General features: G+C 58.6%; 17 protein-coding genes. 2 read left to right on the top strand and 15 right to left on the bottom strand.

Annotated elements, in window-relative coordinates; translation table 11 throughout:
• The first annotated feature begins 145 nt into the window (after nucleotides 1-145).
• Nucleotides 146-766 (top strand): isochorismatase family cysteine hydrolase, encoded by a 621-nt coding sequence (locus GSQ93_RS24380; RefSeq protein WP_158938195.1) that lies wholly within the window; start codon nucleotides 146-148, stop codon nucleotides 764-766.
• Between the two features lie 136 nt (nucleotides 767-902).
• Here the strand turns inward: GSQ93_RS24380 and GSQ93_RS24375 are convergent, their stop codons facing one another.
• The 4 genes from GSQ93_RS24375 to GSQ93_RS24360 form a co-directional block, all read right to left on the bottom strand.
• A complete protein-coding gene (locus tag GSQ93_RS24375; RefSeq protein ID WP_158938194.1) occupies nucleotides 903-1889 on the bottom strand; it encodes an alpha/beta fold hydrolase in 987 nt (328 codons plus the stop codon).
• A 118-nt stretch (nucleotides 1890-2007) separates the two neighbouring features.
• Nucleotides 2008-2421, bottom strand: coding sequence for a DUF3331 domain-containing protein (locus tag GSQ93_RS24370; protein WP_301952086.1), 414 nt, complete (start codon nucleotides 2419-2421; stop codon nucleotides 2008-2010).
• Nucleotides 2422-2851: 430 nt separating this feature from the next.
• Entirely contained in the window at nucleotides 2852-3376 is a 525-nt protein-coding gene (locus tag GSQ93_RS24365; protein ID WP_158938192.1) for a helix-turn-helix domain-containing protein, read from the bottom strand.
• Between the two features lie 344 nt (nucleotides 3377-3720).
• Nucleotides 3721-5046, bottom strand: coding sequence for an MFS transporter (locus GSQ93_RS24360; protein WP_254074027.1), 1326 nt, complete (start codon nucleotides 5044-5046; stop codon nucleotides 3721-3723).
• A gap of 381 nt (nucleotides 5047-5427) precedes the next feature.
• Here GSQ93_RS24360 and GSQ93_RS24355 point away from each other — a divergent pair, with 381 nt between their 5' ends.
• Nucleotides 5428-5934, top strand: a complete 507-nt coding sequence (locus GSQ93_RS24355) for a MarR family winged helix-turn-helix transcriptional regulator (RefSeq protein WP_158938191.1) — start codon at nucleotides 5428-5430, stop codon at nucleotides 5932-5934.
• Between the two features lie 160 nt (nucleotides 5935-6094).
• Here GSQ93_RS24355 and GSQ93_RS24350 read toward each other — a convergent pair whose 3' ends face one another.
• The 11 genes from GSQ93_RS24350 to GSQ93_RS24300 all read right to left on the bottom strand — a co-directional run bounded on the left by GSQ93_RS24350 (nucleotide 6095) and on the right by GSQ93_RS24300 (nucleotide 18629).
• Complete coding sequence (locus GSQ93_RS24350) at nucleotides 6095-7690, bottom strand: MFS transporter (protein WP_158938190.1); 1596 nt, start codon at nucleotides 7688-7690, stop codon at nucleotides 6095-6097.
• A gap of 144 nt (nucleotides 7691-7834) precedes the next feature.
• On the bottom strand, nucleotides 7835-8458 hold the full coding sequence (locus GSQ93_RS24345) for an isochorismatase family protein (RefSeq protein WP_158938189.1): 624 nt from the start codon (nucleotides 8456-8458) through the stop codon (nucleotides 7835-7837).
• Nucleotides 8459-8476: 18 nt separating this feature from the next.
• Complete coding sequence (locus tag GSQ93_RS24340; RefSeq protein WP_158938188.1) at nucleotides 8477-9511, bottom strand: 2,5-dihydroxypyridine 5,6-dioxygenase; 1035 nt, start codon at nucleotides 9509-9511, stop codon at nucleotides 8477-8479.
• 24 nt (nucleotides 9512-9535) lie between these two features.
• Nucleotides 9536-10390, bottom strand: coding sequence for an alpha/beta fold hydrolase (locus GSQ93_RS24335; RefSeq protein ID WP_158938187.1), 855 nt, complete (start codon nucleotides 10388-10390; stop codon nucleotides 9536-9538).
• 31 nt (nucleotides 10391-10421) lie between these two features.
• Nucleotides 10422-11174, bottom strand: coding sequence for an Asp/Glu racemase (locus tag GSQ93_RS24330; RefSeq protein ID WP_158938186.1), 753 nt, complete (start codon nucleotides 11172-11174; stop codon nucleotides 10422-10424).
• A gap of 56 nt (nucleotides 11175-11230) precedes the next feature.
• On the bottom strand, nucleotides 11231-12196 hold the full coding sequence (locus GSQ93_RS24325; RefSeq protein WP_158938185.1) for an amidohydrolase family protein: 966 nt from the start codon (nucleotides 12194-12196) through the stop codon (nucleotides 11231-11233).
• A 101-nt stretch (nucleotides 12197-12297) separates the two neighbouring features.
• The gene (locus tag GSQ93_RS24320; protein WP_174254676.1) at nucleotides 12298-13518 is read right to left on the bottom strand and encodes a 2Fe-2S iron-sulfur cluster-binding protein; all 1221 of its coding nucleotides are present in this window, start codon (nucleotides 13516-13518) and stop codon (nucleotides 12298-12300) included.
• A gap of 5 nt (nucleotides 13519-13523) precedes the next feature.
• On the bottom strand, nucleotides 13524-14363 hold the full coding sequence (locus tag GSQ93_RS24315; protein ID WP_158938183.1) for a xanthine dehydrogenase family protein subunit M: 840 nt from the start codon (nucleotides 14361-14363) through the stop codon (nucleotides 13524-13526).
• Entirely contained in the window at nucleotides 14360-16774 is a 2415-nt protein-coding gene (locus tag GSQ93_RS24310; RefSeq protein WP_158938182.1) for a xanthine dehydrogenase family protein molybdopterin-binding subunit, read from the bottom strand. Before GSQ93_RS24310 ends, GSQ93_RS24315 begins: the two co-directional genes overlap by 4 nt.
• A 52-nt stretch (nucleotides 16775-16826) precedes the next feature.
• Nucleotides 16827-17336 carry an aromatic-ring-hydroxylating dioxygenase subunit beta gene (locus GSQ93_RS24305; RefSeq protein ID WP_158938181.1) on the bottom strand — a complete coding sequence of 170 codons (510 nt, stop codon included), beginning with the start codon at nucleotides 17334-17336 and terminating at the stop codon, nucleotides 16827-16829.
• Complete coding sequence (locus tag GSQ93_RS24300) at nucleotides 17337-18629, bottom strand: aromatic ring-hydroxylating dioxygenase subunit alpha (protein ID WP_158938180.1); 1293 nt, start codon at nucleotides 18627-18629, stop codon at nucleotides 17337-17339.
• Nucleotides 18630-18637: the final 8 nt, after the last annotated feature.

Here is an 18637-nt window from a genome sequence, read left to right as displayed (position 1 = left end):
CCGGCTCGCTGGCTATTCGACGCTGCTGAAATGGACAAACCGTCTGCGGAAAGTCGATCCACGTCGACCTCCATGATCCATCCGCGCCGCGCATCCGTGCGACTGTCCAGTCTCCCCCTACTCACTGAATACGAAAGGCGATTTCATGACTGCAACCTATAGCGCAGAACGAACCGGCCTCCTCATCGTCGACCCGTACAACGACTTTATGAGTGAAGGCGGAAAGTTGTTTAACGCCATCAAGGCGACAGCCGACGCGTCCGGCATGTTCGGCAACCTCCGCAAGATCATCCCGGCTGCGCGCGCCGCTGGAATCCAGGTGTTCATCGTGCCTCACCATCGCTCGCATCATGGCGACTTCGACGGCTGGCAACATATCAACATGTTCCAGAAAGCGGGACTTCCGACCAAGGCTTTCGAAGTCGGGTCGTGGGGCGGTGAATTCAACCCCGAATTCGGGCCGCAGCCGGGTGACGTGGTCATCAAGGAACACTGGGCGCAAAGTGGTTTTGCGAATACCGACCTCGATGTCCAATTGAAACAGCACGGGATCCAGAAAATTATTCTGATCGGATTGATCGCGAACAGCTGCATTGAATCAACGGCGCGCTTTGGCATGGAACTTGGTTATCACGTCACGCTTGTGACCGACGCGACGGCGGCGTTCAGCGCTGAGGGCATGCAAGCCGCGGCGACGAATGCGCCCATGTTCGCCCATGCGATATATTCGACTGCGGAGCTTCTGGAACAGCTACCCGTGGCTTAAGCAGGTCTTGACCGAACATGCGAGACCACTGTTACCCAGGGTCTCGTCATGTTTTCCGGTAGATGAACTGCGCCGCCGATCGGGGCTCTCGGGCCCCGCATCGCGGCGCATTGGCGCGCGGCGCGCTTAGTTCAGTTCAGTTCAAGAAGTCGTTCAGGTAGAAGAGCAGCACGAATGGTTTTTCTTCGGCAATAAAGTGACCGCTTCCGTCTATCCGGAAGGTACTCGATCCCGGCGCACTCGCATCGAGCGACGCCTTCAGCCGCGGATATCCTGTTCCACCCAGGCCCAACACCGGCATCGCCAAGGGTTGATAGGTTCTACTATCTGCAATATCCCGGGAAAAGGCCTGATACCAGCCGTTTCCTGCACGGATTGCGTCGCGGCTTGAATAAGCGGCGGCGTAGACAGCGCGATCCCGGGCATCGATCGCGGTTTCGTCTTTCAGCTGGTATCGGAAGAACCATGCTTGCTCCAGTCCTGCACGACCTTCCAGCAGATCCTCTGGCAGACCCTTTACTTGATGGAAGGCGAACCACCAGAGGTATGGGTGGTCTTCGTCGATCTTGTCACCGAACGTACCCGCTTCAGGCAAGAGCGCCAGCTTGAAATACCCGGGCGACGGATGAGCGACGTCCAGCATGACCAGCTTACGCACCTGCTCAGGGTGGTTGGCTGCCAGACTAAAGGCGACCATTGCGCCAATGTCGTGCCCGACCACATCGACCTTTTCAAACCCTAGCTGGTGGATCAGTTCGGACAGGTCGTTGGCCATGGTCTTTTTGTCATAACCGCCAGCAGGTTTGTCGGAGCTACCCATTCCTCTGATGTCGATCGCGTAGACGCGATGCGTCTTCGCCAACTCGGGCATGATCTTGTGATATCCCCACCAGGTTTCGGGCCAGCCCGGAAGTAGCAGGACAGGACTGCCTTCGCCTCCCGTCACATAGTGCAACCGGATGCCATCAACATCGGCATAGCCGTTTTTAAAACCGGGTAAGCTTTTGACCAGCGCGCTATCCGATACCGCATACGTCTTTGCTTTGTCCTTTCTCGGCGCGGAGAGCGCAATGCCAGAACAAAGAGCGACAGCCAACGCTGCAAGAACAGTTTTTGACTTCATTGATCGACCTATCCGCTTGAATGAGATGCAAACGAAGCTTGTAGCGAGCCACGGTCTGCCGCCTTTCCAGCAAGCATTTTGCGAGCAATCCGTATTTCCAACTATGTGGATTCGATGCTTAGGCGGGCTCGCGCTCGCATTTTTTGCGCTTCACGACAACGCGTGTTTCGGGCACGTCGGGAGATTCTTCGAGGCTTAGCACCGACGATAAAATCATCTCGTTAGCGTTACGCGGCCGATAACCCGACTTGCGTGGCTGATAGACACGGTCGCCCTTTCGCACCGGCTCGCCGGTCAGCGCGCAGATGCCATTGGAACGCGCAACGCGAAGCGACCAACTCTGATCGCCATAGTGACAGGACGTCGAGTCGAACCACGCGACCGTTGCCGTAGTGCTCGTCGGTTTTTCCAGCACTTTCACAAATGTGTTCTTTTGCCTGTGAGCGATTTGGCGTGGGGAAGAACACGTCAGTGGCTGCACATGCGTTGATCCAGAGCGCTCGAAAGGTGCGTTATTTGAACACTTGAGCATTTTTATTGCATGCAGCCACGGATCGTCGTTACCAACATTGCGTTGCATAGTTGTTCCTCGCCAAATGGGGTCCATGATGTTCCATTGCAGTCTCTATCTCCAAGCGACAGTGACGCTATGGTCATCTTTTTGGTGGTCAGTTGACGAGTTACTTCATATTAAGAGTTGTTAATTCGCGGGGTTTGCCGGCTTCAGCCTATCCTCCAAATGCCGAGCGCTCTTCAGCTCAGATGAGAGGGAGATCGAAGACTGCCGTCAGCGCTTGATATCCCTATCCAAGCGACCGCGCAAAAAACATGGGTCGACGCAAAAAATGAGCGACAGTGAAAAGCATCAAGCTTCCAAAATTCAAGCCGCATGACCGCATGACCGTCCTCCATTCGATCGGCATTGAACTCGACCCAGGAGGCGTGAACTGCGTATCACCTGCTTATTTTCGTGCGCCTCGTGCGTCGCGCCGGAGGGCAAGGAATGCAATTCGACGCGCCTCTCGTTCCGCCTGGAACGCGGCGCTTATGACCGGATCAGTTTCATCGAAAGTGAAAGGCTTGTCGCCGGTGGGAGTCGTCCATAGACCACGGACCCCTTCCCCGGTTGCCTTCAACACCCAGGTGAGCGATGGCTCGGCCTGAGGATCGAAACCACCCCACTTCTGTCCCCAAGCCTGAAGCGCGAGTAATACCGCGTCAAGCTCCTTGCCTTTGGTTGTTGCTGAGTATTCGTAGCGCGCCGGTCTGACGCTATAAAGACGCCACTCGATCACGCCCTCCGCTTTCAGTCGCTTCAGACGAGTCGAAAGCAGGTGCGAAGACATGCCGGTCTGCGCCTGAACCTCTTCGAAACGGCGCATGCCCATTCCAAGTTCCCGCAGGATCAACAGGGTCCAACGGTCGCCCACTACGGATAACGATCGGGCAATTGGACAAAGGCTAAAGCCAATATCATCCCAGCGCATGTCGACTCCTACATTCCCGGTTGTACAACGCTTGTGCGTCTGGCGAATACACCGCACTACGCGGCGGTTTCTTTTGCGTCATTCGCCTATTTTGATCGCTTAGCTTCATTTTATGAAGCAAAACCAAATACTACGTGGGGACGGTCGAAATCTCCACAATATTTTTGCGTTCCGCAGGTGACCGATAGGAGGTCAGTGATTGCCCCTACGATGACAGCGCGCCGCAAGGGGCGCCGCGACAACGCTGTTGGCGTGCACTATTTCAGACACGCTCCTGCCTGTGCATTGAGGCATCAGGCAGGAGCATCTCAAGCGGCATCAAGAAAAGATATGAAAACGCTCTCTCAATGCGATGACCCAACATCCGCATGCACCGGCGCGCGCCATGTCAGTCCGACGACGACACCGAGCACGCACAGTCCGGCGATGTACCAGGCGGGTGCCATGACAAGGCCCTGACGGCCCACCAAGTACGACGCGACTGCCGGCGCAGTACCACCGAAGATCGCGTAGGCGGTGTTGTACGACAGAGCAAAGCCGGTGAAACGGACTTCAGGCGGGAAGCTCTTGACGATAATGTACGGTCCGAGCGTAATGGTGCCGATCAGGAATCCACCCGCAATATAAAGCGGCCACACTGCGCTGCTTCCGGAACTCAGTGCGAAATAGAACGCGCTGGTCACAGCCAGCATGGCAAGGCTGCCCAGCGCGTACGCACGGCCACCTCCAATCCTGTCCGCGGCCCATCCCGCGACCGTGCTGCCGATGATCAGCCCGAAGATAGACCAGGAGTTGTTGGTAAAGACCGCTTTCGCTTCATAGTGAAACTGCGATTGCAGAAAGGTCGGCGTGTACAGGAAATACAGCACGAAGATTCCGGAGAACACCCACGTGGCGAGCAGCGACACCGCAATTGCACCCCGGTGATGCTTAAGCACCACCGACAGCGGCAGGCGCGGGTCGGCAGCACGCTTAGCGCGAAGGGCCTCGAAAACAGGTGTTTCATGCAAGTAGCGGCGCAAGTAGACCGAGATCAGTCCGAAAATTCCGCCGGCGATAAACGGCACACGCCAGCCCCAACTCTTCAGGCTCTCCGCGTCGAGGTTGCCCATCAGGTACTTTGCGCTCAATGCACCCAGCAGGATGCCCGTGCACAGCCCTGACATCAGGAGGCCACACGCAAGTCCCACGCGATCACGCCGGACGTGCTCGGAGCAAAAGATCCACGCCCCAGGTACTTCACCGCCGACCGACAGGCCCTGCAGTATCCGGCACAGAAGGAACAACAGCGGCGCGGTCATGCCGAGCATCGCGTAACTAGGTAGCAGACCAATCAGCAGCGTGGGGAACGCCATCAGGAACAGGCTGAGTGCGAACATTTTCTTGCGCCCGATCCGGTCGCCGAAGTGAGCAAAGAAGATGCCCCCCATCGGACGAACGAGGTAGCCCGCGGCGAAGATACAAAACACCTTAAGCTGGGCGAGCCACTCCGGCGTGTGCGGGGGAAAGAAGACAGTGGCGAGCAACTTGGTAAAGAATACGGCGACGATGAAATCGTAGTATTCAAGCGCGCCGCCTAGCGACGCGAGACCCAGCGTCTTGATGTCGCTCCAGGACATCGACCGCTGCGCCATGGGCGCGTCATTTGATCTGGCAGGTGTAGTACTCATCGTTGGCTCCAAACACGTGAAAGTTGACGCCTGGCAAAATTGCCGAACCACACTGATCAGCATACTGACGATATACATATCGTTTCGATAACTGACGAACACGCTGGCCGATATCCTTGCGCGACGCTTGTTAAGTTAACTCTTAAGCTTAGGGAAATAGGTGTCTGTGAAGACGGTCTGGTGACTTGGCGGTAAAATAATCAGCACACTGACAGATAAGTTTTTATCTGGAAAAAAATCCAAATGCAACAGTGGTTCGCATAGGGGTTACACGAACCGGAATGAGACGAAGCAGCCGCCTCCCCCTGCGGCGCTTCCTGCCATCGGGCAAGCGCGAGTTACACTTGTCCCGAACGACAGGACTTACTGGAAAGGATGAATATGGGCACAGTTACGGAGAAGAAAGCTACCGTCTCGAATCCGACGATCGAGACGGGTCACTTATGGCAGCGCCCGGGTTTCCTGATCCGGCGCCTCAACCAGATTCACATCGCGCTGTTCTTCGAAAGCTGTAAGGATTTCGCGATTACTCCGGTTCAGTACGGCTTGCTAACGACGCTAAGCGAGCGTCCCGGGCTCGACCAGACGTCACTGTGCGCCGAAGTCGGCGTCGACCGCACAACCATGGCAGACGTTCTCCGGCGCCTGGAAGAGCGCGGGCTCGTCAAGCGCGAGCCCAGCCCTGCTGACGGGCGGCAGAAGATTGCAAACATCAGCGTCAAGGGGCGACGCGTCATGAACGAAATGTACGAGAGCATGCGCGAAGCGCAGGTCCGGTTCCTGGCGCCGCTGGACCCGCAAGAGCGCATCGAATTCGTCCGGATGATGATGCAACTGGTCGAAGGCAACAATCAGTACGGCCGCACGTTGCTGAAGCACTTCGACTGAAAAACCGGCGTCTTCAGACGCCGGTTCCCCAGCTGATCGGTGACCACCACGACTCCCGTATCAAGTGGTCGCCAGAGATGAACCGGGCACGGCGCGTGTGCCTGAACGACGGTCGAGGCAACCGCGCCGAACGATCTCCTGCGGCGGGTGGGAACGCGCTTCATTGCGAGATGTCCCGGCGGAATGTTTCAGGAACGAAGAGCACGCCGACTATCAGGGACACGCCTGCAACCACGATCGGGTACCACAGACCGAAGTACACGTTCCCATTTTCGACTGCCATCGCGGAGACCACGAACGGCAACATTCCACCGAACCAGCCAGATCCGAGATGAAACGGCAGTGAGAGAGAGGTGTAGCGAATTCGCGCAGGAAAAAGTTCAACCATGAACGCCGCCATCGGGCCGTAGACCATGGCGAGATACACGATCAGCAACCACATCAGGAAAATCACGGCAGGCGCGTTGATCTGCGACGGGTCCGCGTGCCGTACCCAGCCAGCGGCCAGCAGCGCGCGCTCCAGATCGCCACGGTCGCTACCGTGCACCGTCACATCGCCAATGGCCGTAGCGGTCGCCTGGCCGGCCTGCAACGGCACTTGCTGGTACGAGACCCCCGAGGCACTCAGGAACGAGCGGATGCGGTCGCATTCGCTCCTTGGCGCGGCGAACAGCGAAAAGTGACAGTCATCCGCATGGACGGTAACCGGCGAGGTTTTCTGAAACAGCTCCAGTTTCGGATTGGCGTAATGCGTCAGCGCGTGAAAGATGGGCTGGGTGGTTAGCGCAAGCAACAGGCAGGCGGTCATCATGATCCACTTACGCCCGATGCGGTCCGAAAGCCAGCCGAATACAAGGTAGAACGGAAAGACGCACACGAGCGCGATCGCCAGATAAAGGCTCACGGTGTCAGGTGCGACCTTCAATGTGTTCTGCAGGAAATACATGGAGTAGAAGTGGCCCGTCCCGAAGACGACGCCAACGCCGGACGCTGTGCTGAACAGCATGATAAGCACGTACTTGAGATTTTCCCACTTGCCGAAGCTCTCGCTAATTGGAGACTTCGACAATTTTCCCGCCTCTTTCATCCCTTGGAAGGTAGGCGATTCCGCCAGTTTCGTACGCAGGTAAACGGAGATGACGAGCAACACAATGGAAACCAGGAACGGCACGCGCCAGCCCCAATCCTGGAATGACGCATCATTCATGGCGCTTCGGCTTGCGCTGACCACCGCAATGGATGACAGCAAACCAAGCGTCGCGGTGGTTTGAAGCGAGCTCGTATAGAACCCGCGGCGGCCCGCAGGAGAATGTTCCGCCAGATAAGTAGCCGCCCCGCCCGTTTCGCCGCCCAGTGCGAAACCCTGCAATAGCCGCAGGCAGACGAGTAACACCGGCGCCAGCATGCCGATCTTCGCGAACGGAGGCAGTAGCCCGACACCCACCGTAGCAACACCCATCAGGACGATTGTCGCCATGAAGGTATATTTTCGGCCGATCCTGTCACCAAGACGGCCGAAGAACAACGCGCCGAGCGGCCGCACCAGGAACCCCGCACCGAAGGTGGCGAGACTGGCCAGGAAAGCCGTGGTGTCATTGCCGCTGGGGAAGAAAAGCGTACTGAATGTTCCAGCCAGCGCCGCGTAGATATAAAAATCGTACCATTCGAGCAATGCCCCGAATGATGACGCGATGATCAGCGTAAATTCGCGGCGCGTGACAGCGCTCCGCGTTGGCTCGGACGTCGAGATGTCCATTCTCACTCCTGAGGGCAGGGTTCCTACCATGTTCAAATTCAGTTATGCTAATTGAACAATATTGAGTGGACATTGCCGGGCCAGAATCAAACCACGCTTTCATTTGTAACGTCATGTCTGGCACGTCCTCTTCCTTAAAGCTTCCTACCAATCTCCGAGTACTTCCAGTGCTTCGTCGCGGGTCATGACGGCCGCGTATTTTTGCGCCATTTCGAACAGGTTGGCGTCGTGAGGAGCAATGGCGCGGTCACCAACGCAGTCGGAGAGCACGAACGGACGGAAGCCGCACTGCATGGCGTCCACTACGCTTGCGCGCACGCAGCCGCTTGTCACGGCACCGGCAATCACCAGCGTCTGCACGCCACGCAACGCAAGCCACGCAGCCAGCGATGTGCCGAAGAACGCCGAGGGTACCGTCTTGCGCACCACCAGTTCGCCTTCGCGCGGAGTGAGTTCCGGCACGATGGCGCTATTGTGCGCATGCTCCTTGAGCGCGAGCAGACCTGGCACTTTCAGCGTAAAGATATTTTCGTCTGCGTCATCGTCGGCGAACACAATGCGCGTGTGGGCGACAGGCCAACCGCGCTCACGCGCGTGTGCCAGCAGCGCAACGGTGCGCTCGATGGCCGGCCCGATATTGCCCCCGCCAAACACTGCGGGGTCCGAAAAGCCGTTGACGAAATCAACGATGAGCAGACCCACCGGCGCCTTCGGTTCAAGCGTCGAGCCGAAACCCTGGCGCTGGTAAGGTTCAAGTTCATTGGACATGCGGTTTCCTTACTGATCTTATTTATCCAGCACGCGGCCGTTGCGTACCACCGCCTCACCATCGAGGTACACGTCGCAGTGACGCAGCGGGATATCTATGTGACAGGCCGTCGTTCGCTTGCCGCCCGCTTCGTTGTTTGGTCCCAGCGAGAAGAGAAAGTTACCTTCGAAGGCACGTGCGTCCATGCCGATAGTCGCCTCGCGATCGTATAAGCCCAGCGTCGACCAGTGCGCGCGTGGCTGAAGCCCCCAGCCTATGTGCGAGATCGCGTACGCCTCCGGGTCGCCGAAAGTAGCCATGTATTCGTTGAGCAGGTCCGCGTCCATGCCGCCGTCGATCCGGGTAGCAAAGCCATTCTCGATAGTCAGTTCAATACGGTCCTGAACGTAGCTCTTCTGCGGCAGCAGGATGTCTCCGCGGTCGATTACGATGCGCCCATAGGCGCGGCCTTCGTCCGGGAACGTCAATGCAAATCCGCTCGGCCAGTGATCCCACCGCCCCGGTTCATCGACGAAGCCGTATTCCGCAATCGCCTCGAATTCGCCTATCGGACAGTGAAAGTCCGTCCCTGCGGCGGAAACAATGTGCATCTCGCGGGCGCGGTTGATACGCGCCTGGGCGGCCAAGACCCGCTCTCGATCGCCCAAAGTTGGCACGAGCCGCGTGAGCACCTCGGGCGGCTCGACCGCGAGCAGGATCTTGGTGCCGGTCTTCAGGATGTCGAGCTGCTCAGGTGAGAACAGCAGCGTCATCAAGTCCAGCACGAGGTCGCTCGCCTTGAGTGCGGCGATCGCCGCGGGGTTCCCCGTGAGCGGCGTCGTGCCTAGGTACGCGAGCGGGTCACGGCTCAGAGCCTTCTCGCCGTTCACGGGAGGCAGGTCCAGCCGGTTGACGACCGCGCCCATCGACTGCGTGGCGATCAACGCGGTTGAGAGTGTTTGTGGGTGGGTCCCGGCACTCGTGAGAATCGTGACGGTCTGACCCGCCTCGAGCCGCGAGAGCGTTAACACCTGCTTCCACGCTTCAATCATCTGGTAGTCACTGACCGGCATAGTGGTTTCCTCAAGTAAGGGGCGTCAGGCCTGAGCGTCAATCCGAACCGGCAATGGTGTGCCCAGGAAATCACCGAACGCGCGATAGAAGCCTTCCTCGTCGTCCCACGGAATCATGTGGCCGGCATCGGGCACATGTGAATGCGCGAGGGGCGGCACCAGCGTGCGGATCTCCTCGACATCTTCCGGGCGCACCACATCACCACGCCCTGCGGTCATCAGCATCACGGATACACCGACATGCGGCAGGTCCACGTGGATATCGTCGGAATGAAAGCCCTCGAAGCTCGCGATCACTGCACGCTCGTCGCACGTATGCAGCCACTCCGCGCGCAGCTGCCTCTGCTCATGCGTCCAGGTGGGACAGAACGTGCGCATGCCTTCTGCATCCGTCCCTTCGCGTGCGAGCCGCATGGAATCGACGTACCACGGCAGTTGGGACGGATACGAACGGCGCCCCGGTCCGGACACGGGCGGGTCGACCATGACCAGCCGAGCCAGACCCGCAGGCCGCGTACGAGCGGCGCGTACGCCAATGCGTGCGCCCATCGAATGGCCCACCACGCTGTAGCGCGCAAGCCCGATCGCCTGAGCGAACGCGATCACGTCTGCCGCTTGCGCATCCAGACTGTAGTCGAGCGTGTTTGACGCCGAGGATAGCCCCCGGCCACGGACGTCAAGCACGTAGGTATCGAACGTCGTGCCGAAGCGCTCGCCGACAAAACCCCACGTCACGGCCGGGCTGGTGATACCCGGCACGATGATGACGGCGTCGCGCCCGGCGCGTGCGTCAGTGGCACCGCCGTAGCGCAAGTAGTGCTGGCGGATCCCGTTCGCGTGGACGTTACCGCCATAGAGGAAGGTGGATGCTGTGCTCATGCGGGTCCCGGATTGATCGAACGTCGACACGTCAGTAAGCACCCGATAGCAGCGCACCGGCACCCGGCACGACCGCTTCCAGACCCAGCTGTTTGAGCATCGCGTAGGTGGTCGCTATCGAGGCTGTGATGACCGGCTTGCCCGTCATCGCCTCGACCTTGGCCACCGCTCCCAGCGAGGGCATCTGCACGCAGGCCGAGAGCACGATCGCATCGGCATTCGATGTGTCCATCTGGGCCACGATGCCAGGCAACAGGCTCGGGTCGTGACGGCCTACATCGAGATTGTCGGGAATCTCGAGCGCCCGGTAATCGAGCACCTCGTATCCTTCGTTACGGATATAGTCGACCACCAGTTCGGTCAGCGGCTTCATGTAGGGCGCAACGACCACGATCCGCTTGGCGCCAATGACCTTCAGCGCATCGACGAGTGCACCGGCGCTCGTGATGACCGGCGCCGCGCCACCATTCTCAACGGTACGCGAGCGCAGGCGCTCCTGTGACACGCGGTGGTAACCATGCCCCATCGCCATGATTGCAACCAGACACGCGTAGCCCAGCACATCCACGCGCGCATCGCTCAGCTCAAGCGCGCAGCGGTCCGACTCCGCATCCATCGCAGCCAGTTCCTCCTTGACCACTTTCTTCATGCGCATACGGCTGGAATGGAACGTGAAACGCTCGGGACGGATTGCCTGGCGCGCGAGCAGCATCGCCGGAATCTCCGTCTCCATTGTCGTGTTCGAACTCGGCACAATCTGGCCAATTCGATATTGCTTTGTCATTGCTAACTCCAGGTCCATTTGATGTGATGTATTTCTGCTCCCGGCGGTGGTCGGCGTCACAGCTTGAAAATACGTTCAGCGTTACCGTGGCAAACAAGGTTTCTGACGTGGTCGTCAAGCGGCGCCTGCTCGATAAAATCAGCGGCAATCGCTGTCGATTCGTACGGATAGTCCACCGAGAACATCACGGCCTCAGGGCCCATTTCGCCAATCGCGCCAAGCAACGAAGGCGCAGAGCACACACCGGATGTAGTGATCAGGATGTTCGTTCCGATGTACGCCGACGGCGCCCGCTCAAGACGAATACCGTGCGAATAAACCGCGAAACGGCTATCAAACCGCCAGCGCAGATACGGCAAGCCTTCGCCCATGTGGCCCAGGATGACCTTCAACGCGGGGAAGCGGTCGAAGACGCCGCCAAAGAGCAGCCGCAATGCATGGCTGCCCGTTTCCACGCCCCAGCCCCATGCAGCACCGGTCAATTCCGGATGACCGTCGAATACCTTTGGCATGACATAGGCATCCGTAGGATGCAGATACAGCGGCACATCGAGTTCCTGCATCCGCGCCCAGAAAACATCGTATGTACGGTCGTCGTAGTACGTTCCCAGAGTGTGTCCGTTGACTAGCGCGCCTTTGAAACCGAGCTCAAGTACCGTGCGAGTCAGTTCGTCAACCGCTCCCTGCGGCGTATGCATGGGCAACGTGGCAAAACCGCCGAACCGCGTTGGGTGACGCGCAATCTGTTTTGCCAGGAAGTCATTGCTCTCCTTCGCGCGAGCCATTGCCACGGCCGGGTCAGTCTCACCCTGCACGCTCGGACCTGTCTGGGACAGGATGGTGTAATCGATCCCTGCGCGGTCCATCTCGGCAATGCGCTGCTCATCGAAGTCCGCAAGGCGAGTAGCGAGATCGGCCAGTACGTCAGGGGCAATGTGCTGGGTAAAGCTTTTCGAGTAGCCCTGGAAACCGGGCGTTGAAAAGTGTTCTTCCAGGGCAATTTTCCGAATTCGTTTAGTCATGAAAAGACTCCAGACGTTTATTCAGCATACTGATTGTATGGATGCAACGCAGCGTTTCGACGAATCCTTAGGCTCGTCTCAAGCTATCGTTTCCGGCGGTTTTATTCGCCTCGGCCAAAGAGACGTTTTACGCGGCCCCAGAGAACACCCCACACCAGACTACCGACATTGAATCGGGTCGTCGAACCTTCGGAGGCGGGCAAGTCAGCGCCCGACAGTTGTGCGGTGATCCGCGCACCAAAGTCGGCAATCATCCGGCGAACGAAGTCTTTAACAAGTCCTGACCGCGAGAATTGAGCGAGGGGCCCCTGCAACATATATTCGAGCGTGACTGCAACACGTGTCTGCGTCCCATTCGATTCATCGCTCAACGCGTAGGTCACATCGCCATTTGCTTTCGAGCGGCTGATATTGTCCTGCCCGGCTCCACGCATCACCGCACGGTACGCGGCGTCATCACGTTCAAGGCGCGCCGCGCCCGCAAAATTTGCCGACATCGGACCAAACTTGATGGCGATCTTTCCCTTCACCTTTTCGGAGTCGTGCTCGATCAATTCAGCGCCGGGAAGGCATGCGGTAACAGACGGCAGGTCGCCCATAAATGCCCAGACCTTCTCGAGCGGAAACGGCACGACAAAGCTGTCGTCAATCGCGGTCCAGCCCTTGCGCGCACCCGTCGGCTGAACGTTCGAAACCGGCAACACCGCTCCTACCTGCAACGAGCGCGGTGGCCCATCCATAGATCCCGCAGCTACCGCAGCAAACGTTTGAAACTCACCCGCTGCCTGCGGCGGGGCTTTATGTGCGCGCTCTTGTCGAACCGGCGCAACGGGCACGTCGGCTGGCGGATTCTCCTTCAGGTCGACAAGCACGGCTTTGATTGCGTTGACGATACCAACGTACCCCGTACATCGACACAGGTTCCCTGAGAGCTCGAGTCGAATGCGCGCCTCATCAGCATCCGGAAAACGCCGCACGATATCGCGCGCGGTAATGAGCATGCCGGGCGTACAGTAGCCGCATTGCAGCGCGTGATGATCCGAGAAAGACCGGCGCAGCCGCTTCATTAGTTCATCGTCGTCGAAGCCTTCGATCGTACGGACCTTCTGATGGTCACAGGCCACGGCGAACGTGATGCAGGACCGCACCGGTTCACCGTCGATAAGAACCGTACACGCGCCACAGACGCCGTGCTCGCAACCTAGGTGGGTGCCGGTCAAGTTCTGATTGTCGCGAAGAAAATCGCCCAGATGGGTACGCGGCGCGACGTCGCGGCGGATTGCCCGGTTATTGATGGTGAGTTCAATGACAGACATGGAAATTCCTGTTAATGCCCGGATGACCCGAAGGCTTGCGCGAGACAGCGCTCGACGGTCGCTTCGTGCATGGAACGGTCGATAGCGTCAGCATTCGGCATCGCGTTCGCCACGCCCGCCGCAATCGCTTCCGGAGTCGCCGCGCTGGGTCCGTGTTGCGCTATTGACTGAGCGAGTGCCTCCAGCGCTGCGGGGGGACCGTCAAGCGCGCCAAGCATCACGCGGGCCAGACCGGTTTGCGCGTCAAACGCAGCAGCAGCGCTCGCGTGAGCGAATTCACCCGTCTTACGGCACAGCTTGTAATAGCCCCAACGCAAGGTGAGCCCCATCTTCGGCAACAAAACCGCCGAGATGATTTCGCCCTCCTCCAGCAGCGTCGTAAATGCGCCTAGCATGAACTCGCTGGCACGCACGCGGCGTGTACCGCTCGCCTTCGCGAGTTCGATCCGGGCGTCGAGAGTGGCAAGCGCCAAGGGCCAGTCCGCTGCAGGATCAGCATGCGCTAGGCTGCCGCCAATGGTTCCTCTATTGCGAATCGCTCTATATGCAATGCCCGAGGCGACATACTGAATAAAATCATTCCGCAGGAGCTCGTACTTGCCATCCTCGATTTCCGCATGAGTGATAGCCGCACCCACACGAATAAGATCGCCTGAAACGGTGACGCTGCGCAGTTCATCGACACGCGATATATCGATCACTTTCGACGGCCTTGCCAGCCGGAGATTGAGCATTGGCCCCATCGACTGGCTTCCGGCAATTGGTTTGACGCCCCCGGCCGAAGCGCCGAGCTCGCTTAGCGCTTGCGGCAATGTCGCGGCCCTGACGTAATCAAAAGCGGCGGCCTTCATCGAATCACCTCATGCACAGGTTCTGCCGCTGCCTCTGCCTTTTCGCGTGCAGCGGCCTTCGCAGCTTCAATGGCCGCGAGCAACCTACGCGGCGTGAGCGGTGTCTCGGAGACGAGTGCGCCCAACGGACTCAGTGCATCGTTCACCGCATTGAAAAGCGCCGCCGGAGGCGCGATCGCGCCGCCTTCTCCGACACCCTTCGCGCCGAACTCGGTGTAGGGCGACAGCGTCTCCATATGGATAATCGTCAGCGGCGGAAGCTCCGTCGGCCCCGGCAACATGTAGTCTGCAAGCGTGGATGTCAGAGGCTGGGCATTTTCGTCGTACAGCGTCTCTTCATAGAATGCCGTGCCAATGCCCTGTGCCGTGCCGCCAATCGTCTGACCTTCGACCACCATCGGGTTGATCATTCGTCCGCAATCCTCAACAATCACATATTCCAGAATCTCGACGTGACCCGTTCTTGTGTCGACCGCAACGGCGGCCGCATGCGTTGCATAGCTGAACGCGCCGGTATCGACCTTCGGCTTGAAACCATGAGTTGCCTCGAGCCCTGTCAAGTCGACGTCCTTCGGCAGACGCTCAGGCCGCAAGTACCAGGCGTGACCGATATCCGCCAGGGAAACCCGTCCCGTTGCACCGACAACCTCGCCTGCCTCGAACCGGACTGCGTCCTCCGTTTCACCAAGGATATGCGCGCCAATTTTTATCAGCCGCGGCACCAGTTCGCGACATGTTGCAGCGACCGCGCCGCCGGCCATGACAATGCTGCGCGACGCATATGTGCCCGTTGAAAATGGGGTGAGCGCCGTGTCGCCGTGAACGACCTTGATCTTCTGGATGGAAACGCCCAGCACTTCATTGGCAATCTGCGCCAGGGTGGTTTCCATGCCCTGTCCGTGGGAATGAATGCCGGCGCGTACTTCGAGACCACCGTCCGCGGTGATGCGCACGGTTGCCAGGTCATAACCGGGAACGACCGGCAAACCCCACGATGCGAACACCGCCGTTCCATGAGCTGACTGCTCGGTGAAGGTCGCAAAACCGATACCGATCAGCCGACCGTCCGGTTCACCCTCTTTCTGGCGGCGGCGCCATTTAGCAACATCGAGCTGTGCAGCTGCTCGCTTCAGGCTCTCCTGGAAATCGCCGCTGTCGTAGTGTTTTTTGACAACGTTCGTGTAGGGCATGTCCGCCCCGCGAACCAGATTGTCGTAACGGACTTCCCACGCCTCGCGGCCGACGGCCCGCGCAATGGCATCCATGGTCAGTTCGATCGCGAAACAGACGCCCGTACGCGCCACACCGCGATACGGCAGAAAGCCCGGCTTGTTGGTCGCCGCGCACTGCGTGTGGCAGCGGTACCCGCTGAAATCGTACGGGCCAGGAAGATTGCCGAGCGCCTGCCCAGTTTCCAGTCCTATCGTAAATGGCCACGCTGAATAGGCGCCGCCATCGATCAACAGGTCGCAGTCCAGCGCCAGGAGCCGTCCGTTCTTGTCTGCATAGGCCGTCAGCTCGTAATGATGCTGACGCGTGTTGGCGCCCGCGATCAGATGCTCGCGACGGTCTTCGATAAAACGAAAGGGTCGCTTGTACGTGAGAGCGAGCCACGCGATGCAAAGCTCTTCCTGCTGGAGGACGCATTTATATCCGAACGCACCGCCAACATCGGGGGAAATCACGCGGACCTGCGCATGATCGATTCCCAGGCATTGAGACAACACCGTGCGGATCATGTGCGGCACTTGCGTCGATGTAATGACGACCAGTTGCGCCTGGGTGTGATCCCAGTACGCCAGCACCGCCTTGCCTTCCATCGGGACCATGCACTGGCGCGCCAGGTCGACCTTCTGCTTCACCACGACGGGTGCATCCTTGGCGCGTTCGTCGAAATTCACGTCCGCCTTCAGATCCAGGAAGAGATTGTCGGTCCAGTGATCATGCACACGGACATCGGTACGCTCTCGAGCAGCAAACGCGCTTGCAAATGTGGGCAGCTCATGCAGATCCAGCTCAACCTCTTCCGCGATATCCTCAGCCTCGGCGCGGGAGCTCGCAAAACACATGGCGACAGGTTCGCCGACAAAACGTACCTTTCCCGAAGCAAGCGGGGGATGCGCAGAAGGCTTGTATGTCGGCAGACTGGAGTCGGCCACAATGTCTGTGGCGGTATGCATGTCTTCTCGCACTATGACCTGGCCTGGGAAGCGCTCCGGCTTGCCAATGTGCTCAATCCGCGCGTGCGCAAGCGGGCTGCGCAAGAACGCAACTTCCTGCAGATCAGGAAACGTATAGTCGGCGACAAATCGCCCCTTCCCGTGCAAATGCCGCTCATCTTCGCGACGCCTGACACGGGCGCCGACGCCGCCACTTTCGATAGGCGCTTCCGTCGGTTCAGTGCTGCTCATAAACGTCTCCCAGGTTCATAGTCCGCGAATAACATGGTCTGATCATGCTCGTTCAAACAGGATAGGCCAGATCGTTTGCGATCATGGCAGTGTCATAAATAGCCTGCCGTTCCTTGAGGAGAAGTTCAGCGCCGTTGCGCGCAAAGCGGTCAAAAAGCCGGCCGGCCTGATGCAAAGTGGTCGCCCCTTCAACCAGCGTTTGCAGCAACATGTAATTGCTCTGCGCCACGATCTCTTCGTCGGTCACATCCAGGATGCGGACGTTGCTCACGAAATGCAGCATCTGCCTGGGCGCGAACATCTGTGTTCTGGAAATGGCTACCGCACGGTCGCGGAGCATGTTCCGGCCTTCCGCGTATATCAAACCGGCCGGGAAGCCGTGGGCAGCATTTTCGTACTCGGTCACGCGATAAACGCAGTTTTCCGTGAAAAATTCCGGCCACTGCTCAATGTCGCCGCCATCGAGCACCGCGCAATATTCAGCATGAAAATCCTCCACGGCCGCGCGGGCTACAAGCGCCTTGTCGTGTGCAATCGGTTTCTTATCGAATCCTGGCAGCATTTAGAACCCCATGACTTCACGATAGTGCTTGTACATCGCACGAATGGCGGCTTCAGAGATCAGGCTATCCGCGGTTCCGATGTTGTCGCTGTCAAGCTTGAGAACGCTGCGGTCCGTTACGGAGCGGCGCACCCCTTCCTGAACAAACTTCATTGCTTCGTTATCCTCCAGACCCAGGAAACCCGCGGGTCCCATCAGGTTGCCCTGGCGGAGCCGGTGGCGCGTGGTCTCTTCGGTATCGTCTTCGTAGCCGAACATGGTCCAGAGCATGATCATGCTGTTTGGGCCGTTCGGAACAATATGCCGTACGCCCAAGGTGTTCATTTCACGCTGAACGATCAGGTTCGGCCAGATCGTCTGCATGGTCACCGACCACTCGGAATCAAACTCCTTCACGTACTCAAGGAAGCGTTCGTCCTTCAGGACCATGCCCTCGTGGAACGAGCGCATCTCTTTCTTCTTGTCGGCATCCACTGCCGCATAAAGTGAATCACTTTTCGCCGATGCCATCGTCCCGTGGACACCGCGCTTGCTGTCGGCCACCATCGCCGACCGGTTTCCTGCGACCAGCAAGCCGAACACCACGAGGAACGAGTGCAGCAGGGTTGCGTGGTACGGGTCCTTCAGATTCTCGTGGTACATCTTCCAGTTGCACGGCAACTCGTTCTTGTAAAACCCGAGAATGCGCAGCTTCTTGCCGTTAAAGACAGTGTCGAAATCTTTCAGGATTTCCGGCGTCAGGTAATCTTCAATCGGCTCCATGTCGTGCGTGAATGAAGCGAAGACCACCCCATTGCGCGTGGTGACAGCGAGCTTCTTCAGACCGTGGTCCTCGTTGCGGAAATCTCGCGGCATCCCGCCGAGCTTGTTCACGCCGCGTTTAAACGGAATACCTTGCAGGTTTCCTTTCAGGTCATAAGACCACTGGTGATACGGGCAGACAAATTCGGTATTGTTCCCTCGTGTGTGGCGACAGAATTCGGCGCCACGATGGGCGCAACGATTCTCGAACACGTGGATGGAACCATCTTCCGCGCGCGACACGACCACCGGCGTTGGCCCCACGTACGAACGCTTGTAGTCCCCGCTGTTGGGAACCTCGGCCTCGAGGGCGACGAAATTCCAGGTAGGGCCGTGAAAAATCCGTTCTATCTCGCGGGCGTATACATCATCGCTCGTATAGACCCAGTCCGGGATCGCATGAAGACCCTCTTCCGGCCACACGAGTTGTTCAATCGGCTTGTTCTTGACGCTCGGTGTACCGAGCCCAATGACTGTCTCTGACGAATACAAAATGCTCT

Origin of the sequence: Burkholderia sp. S171, assembly GCF_009766085.1 — a bacterium.
Taxonomy (GTDB): domain Bacteria; phylum Pseudomonadota; class Gammaproteobacteria; order Burkholderiales; family Burkholderiaceae; genus Caballeronia.
The sequence above is the reverse complement of the archived record's forward strand: the minus strand, read 5'-3'. Positions and strand labels throughout refer to the sequence as shown.

Bases quoted from the DNA above. Each gene is read 5' to 3' on its own strand.
- GSQ93_RS24380 (WP_158938195.1), top strand. From the start codon at position 146: ATGACTGCAACCTATAGCGCAGAACGAACCGGCCTCCTCATCGTCGAC.
- GSQ93_RS24375 (WP_158938194.1), bottom strand. From the start codon at position 1,889: ATGAAGTCAAAAACTGTTCTTGCAGCGTTGGCTGTCGCTCTTTGTTCT.
- GSQ93_RS24370 (WP_301952086.1), bottom strand. From the start codon at position 2,421: ATGCTCAAGTGTTCAAATAACGCACCTTTCGAGCGCTCTGGATCAACG.
- GSQ93_RS24365 (WP_158938192.1), bottom strand. From the start codon at position 3,376: ATGCGCTGGGATGATATTGGCTTTAGCCTTTGTCCAATTGCCCGATCG.
- GSQ93_RS24360 (WP_254074027.1), bottom strand. From the start codon at position 5,046: ATGAGTACTACACCTGCCAGATCAAATGACGCGCCCATGGCGCAGCGG.
- GSQ93_RS24355 (WP_158938191.1), top strand. From the start codon at position 5,428: ATGGGCACAGTTACGGAGAAGAAAGCTACCGTCTCGAATCCGACGATC.
- GSQ93_RS24350 (WP_158938190.1), bottom strand. From the start codon at position 7,690: ATGGACATCTCGACGTCCGAGCCAACGCGGAGCGCTGTCACGCGCCGC.
- GSQ93_RS24345 (WP_158938189.1), bottom strand. From the start codon at position 8,458: ATGTCCAATGAACTTGAACCTTACCAGCGCCAGGGTTTCGGCTCGACG.
- GSQ93_RS24340 (WP_158938188.1), bottom strand. From the start codon at position 9,511: ATGCCGGTCAGTGACTACCAGATGATTGAAGCGTGGAAGCAGGTGTTA.
- GSQ93_RS24335 (WP_158938187.1), bottom strand. From the start codon at position 10,390: ATGAGCACAGCATCCACCTTCCTCTATGGCGGTAACGTCCACGCGAAC.
- GSQ93_RS24330 (WP_158938186.1), bottom strand. From the start codon at position 11,174: ATGACAAAGCAATATCGAATTGGCCAGATTGTGCCGAGTTCGAACACG.
- GSQ93_RS24325 (WP_158938185.1), bottom strand. From the start codon at position 12,196: ATGACTAAACGAATTCGGAAAATTGCCCTGGAAGAACACTTTTCAACG.
- GSQ93_RS24315 (WP_158938183.1), bottom strand. From the start codon at position 14,363: ATGAAGGCCGCCGCTTTTGATTACGTCAGGGCCGCGACATTGCCGCAA.
- GSQ93_RS24310 (WP_158938182.1), bottom strand. From the start codon at position 16,774: ATGAGCAGCACTGAACCGACGGAAGCGCCTATCGAAAGTGGCGGCGTC.
- GSQ93_RS24305 (WP_158938181.1), bottom strand. From the start codon at position 17,336: ATGCTGCCAGGATTCGATAAGAAACCGATTGCACACGACAAGGCGCTT.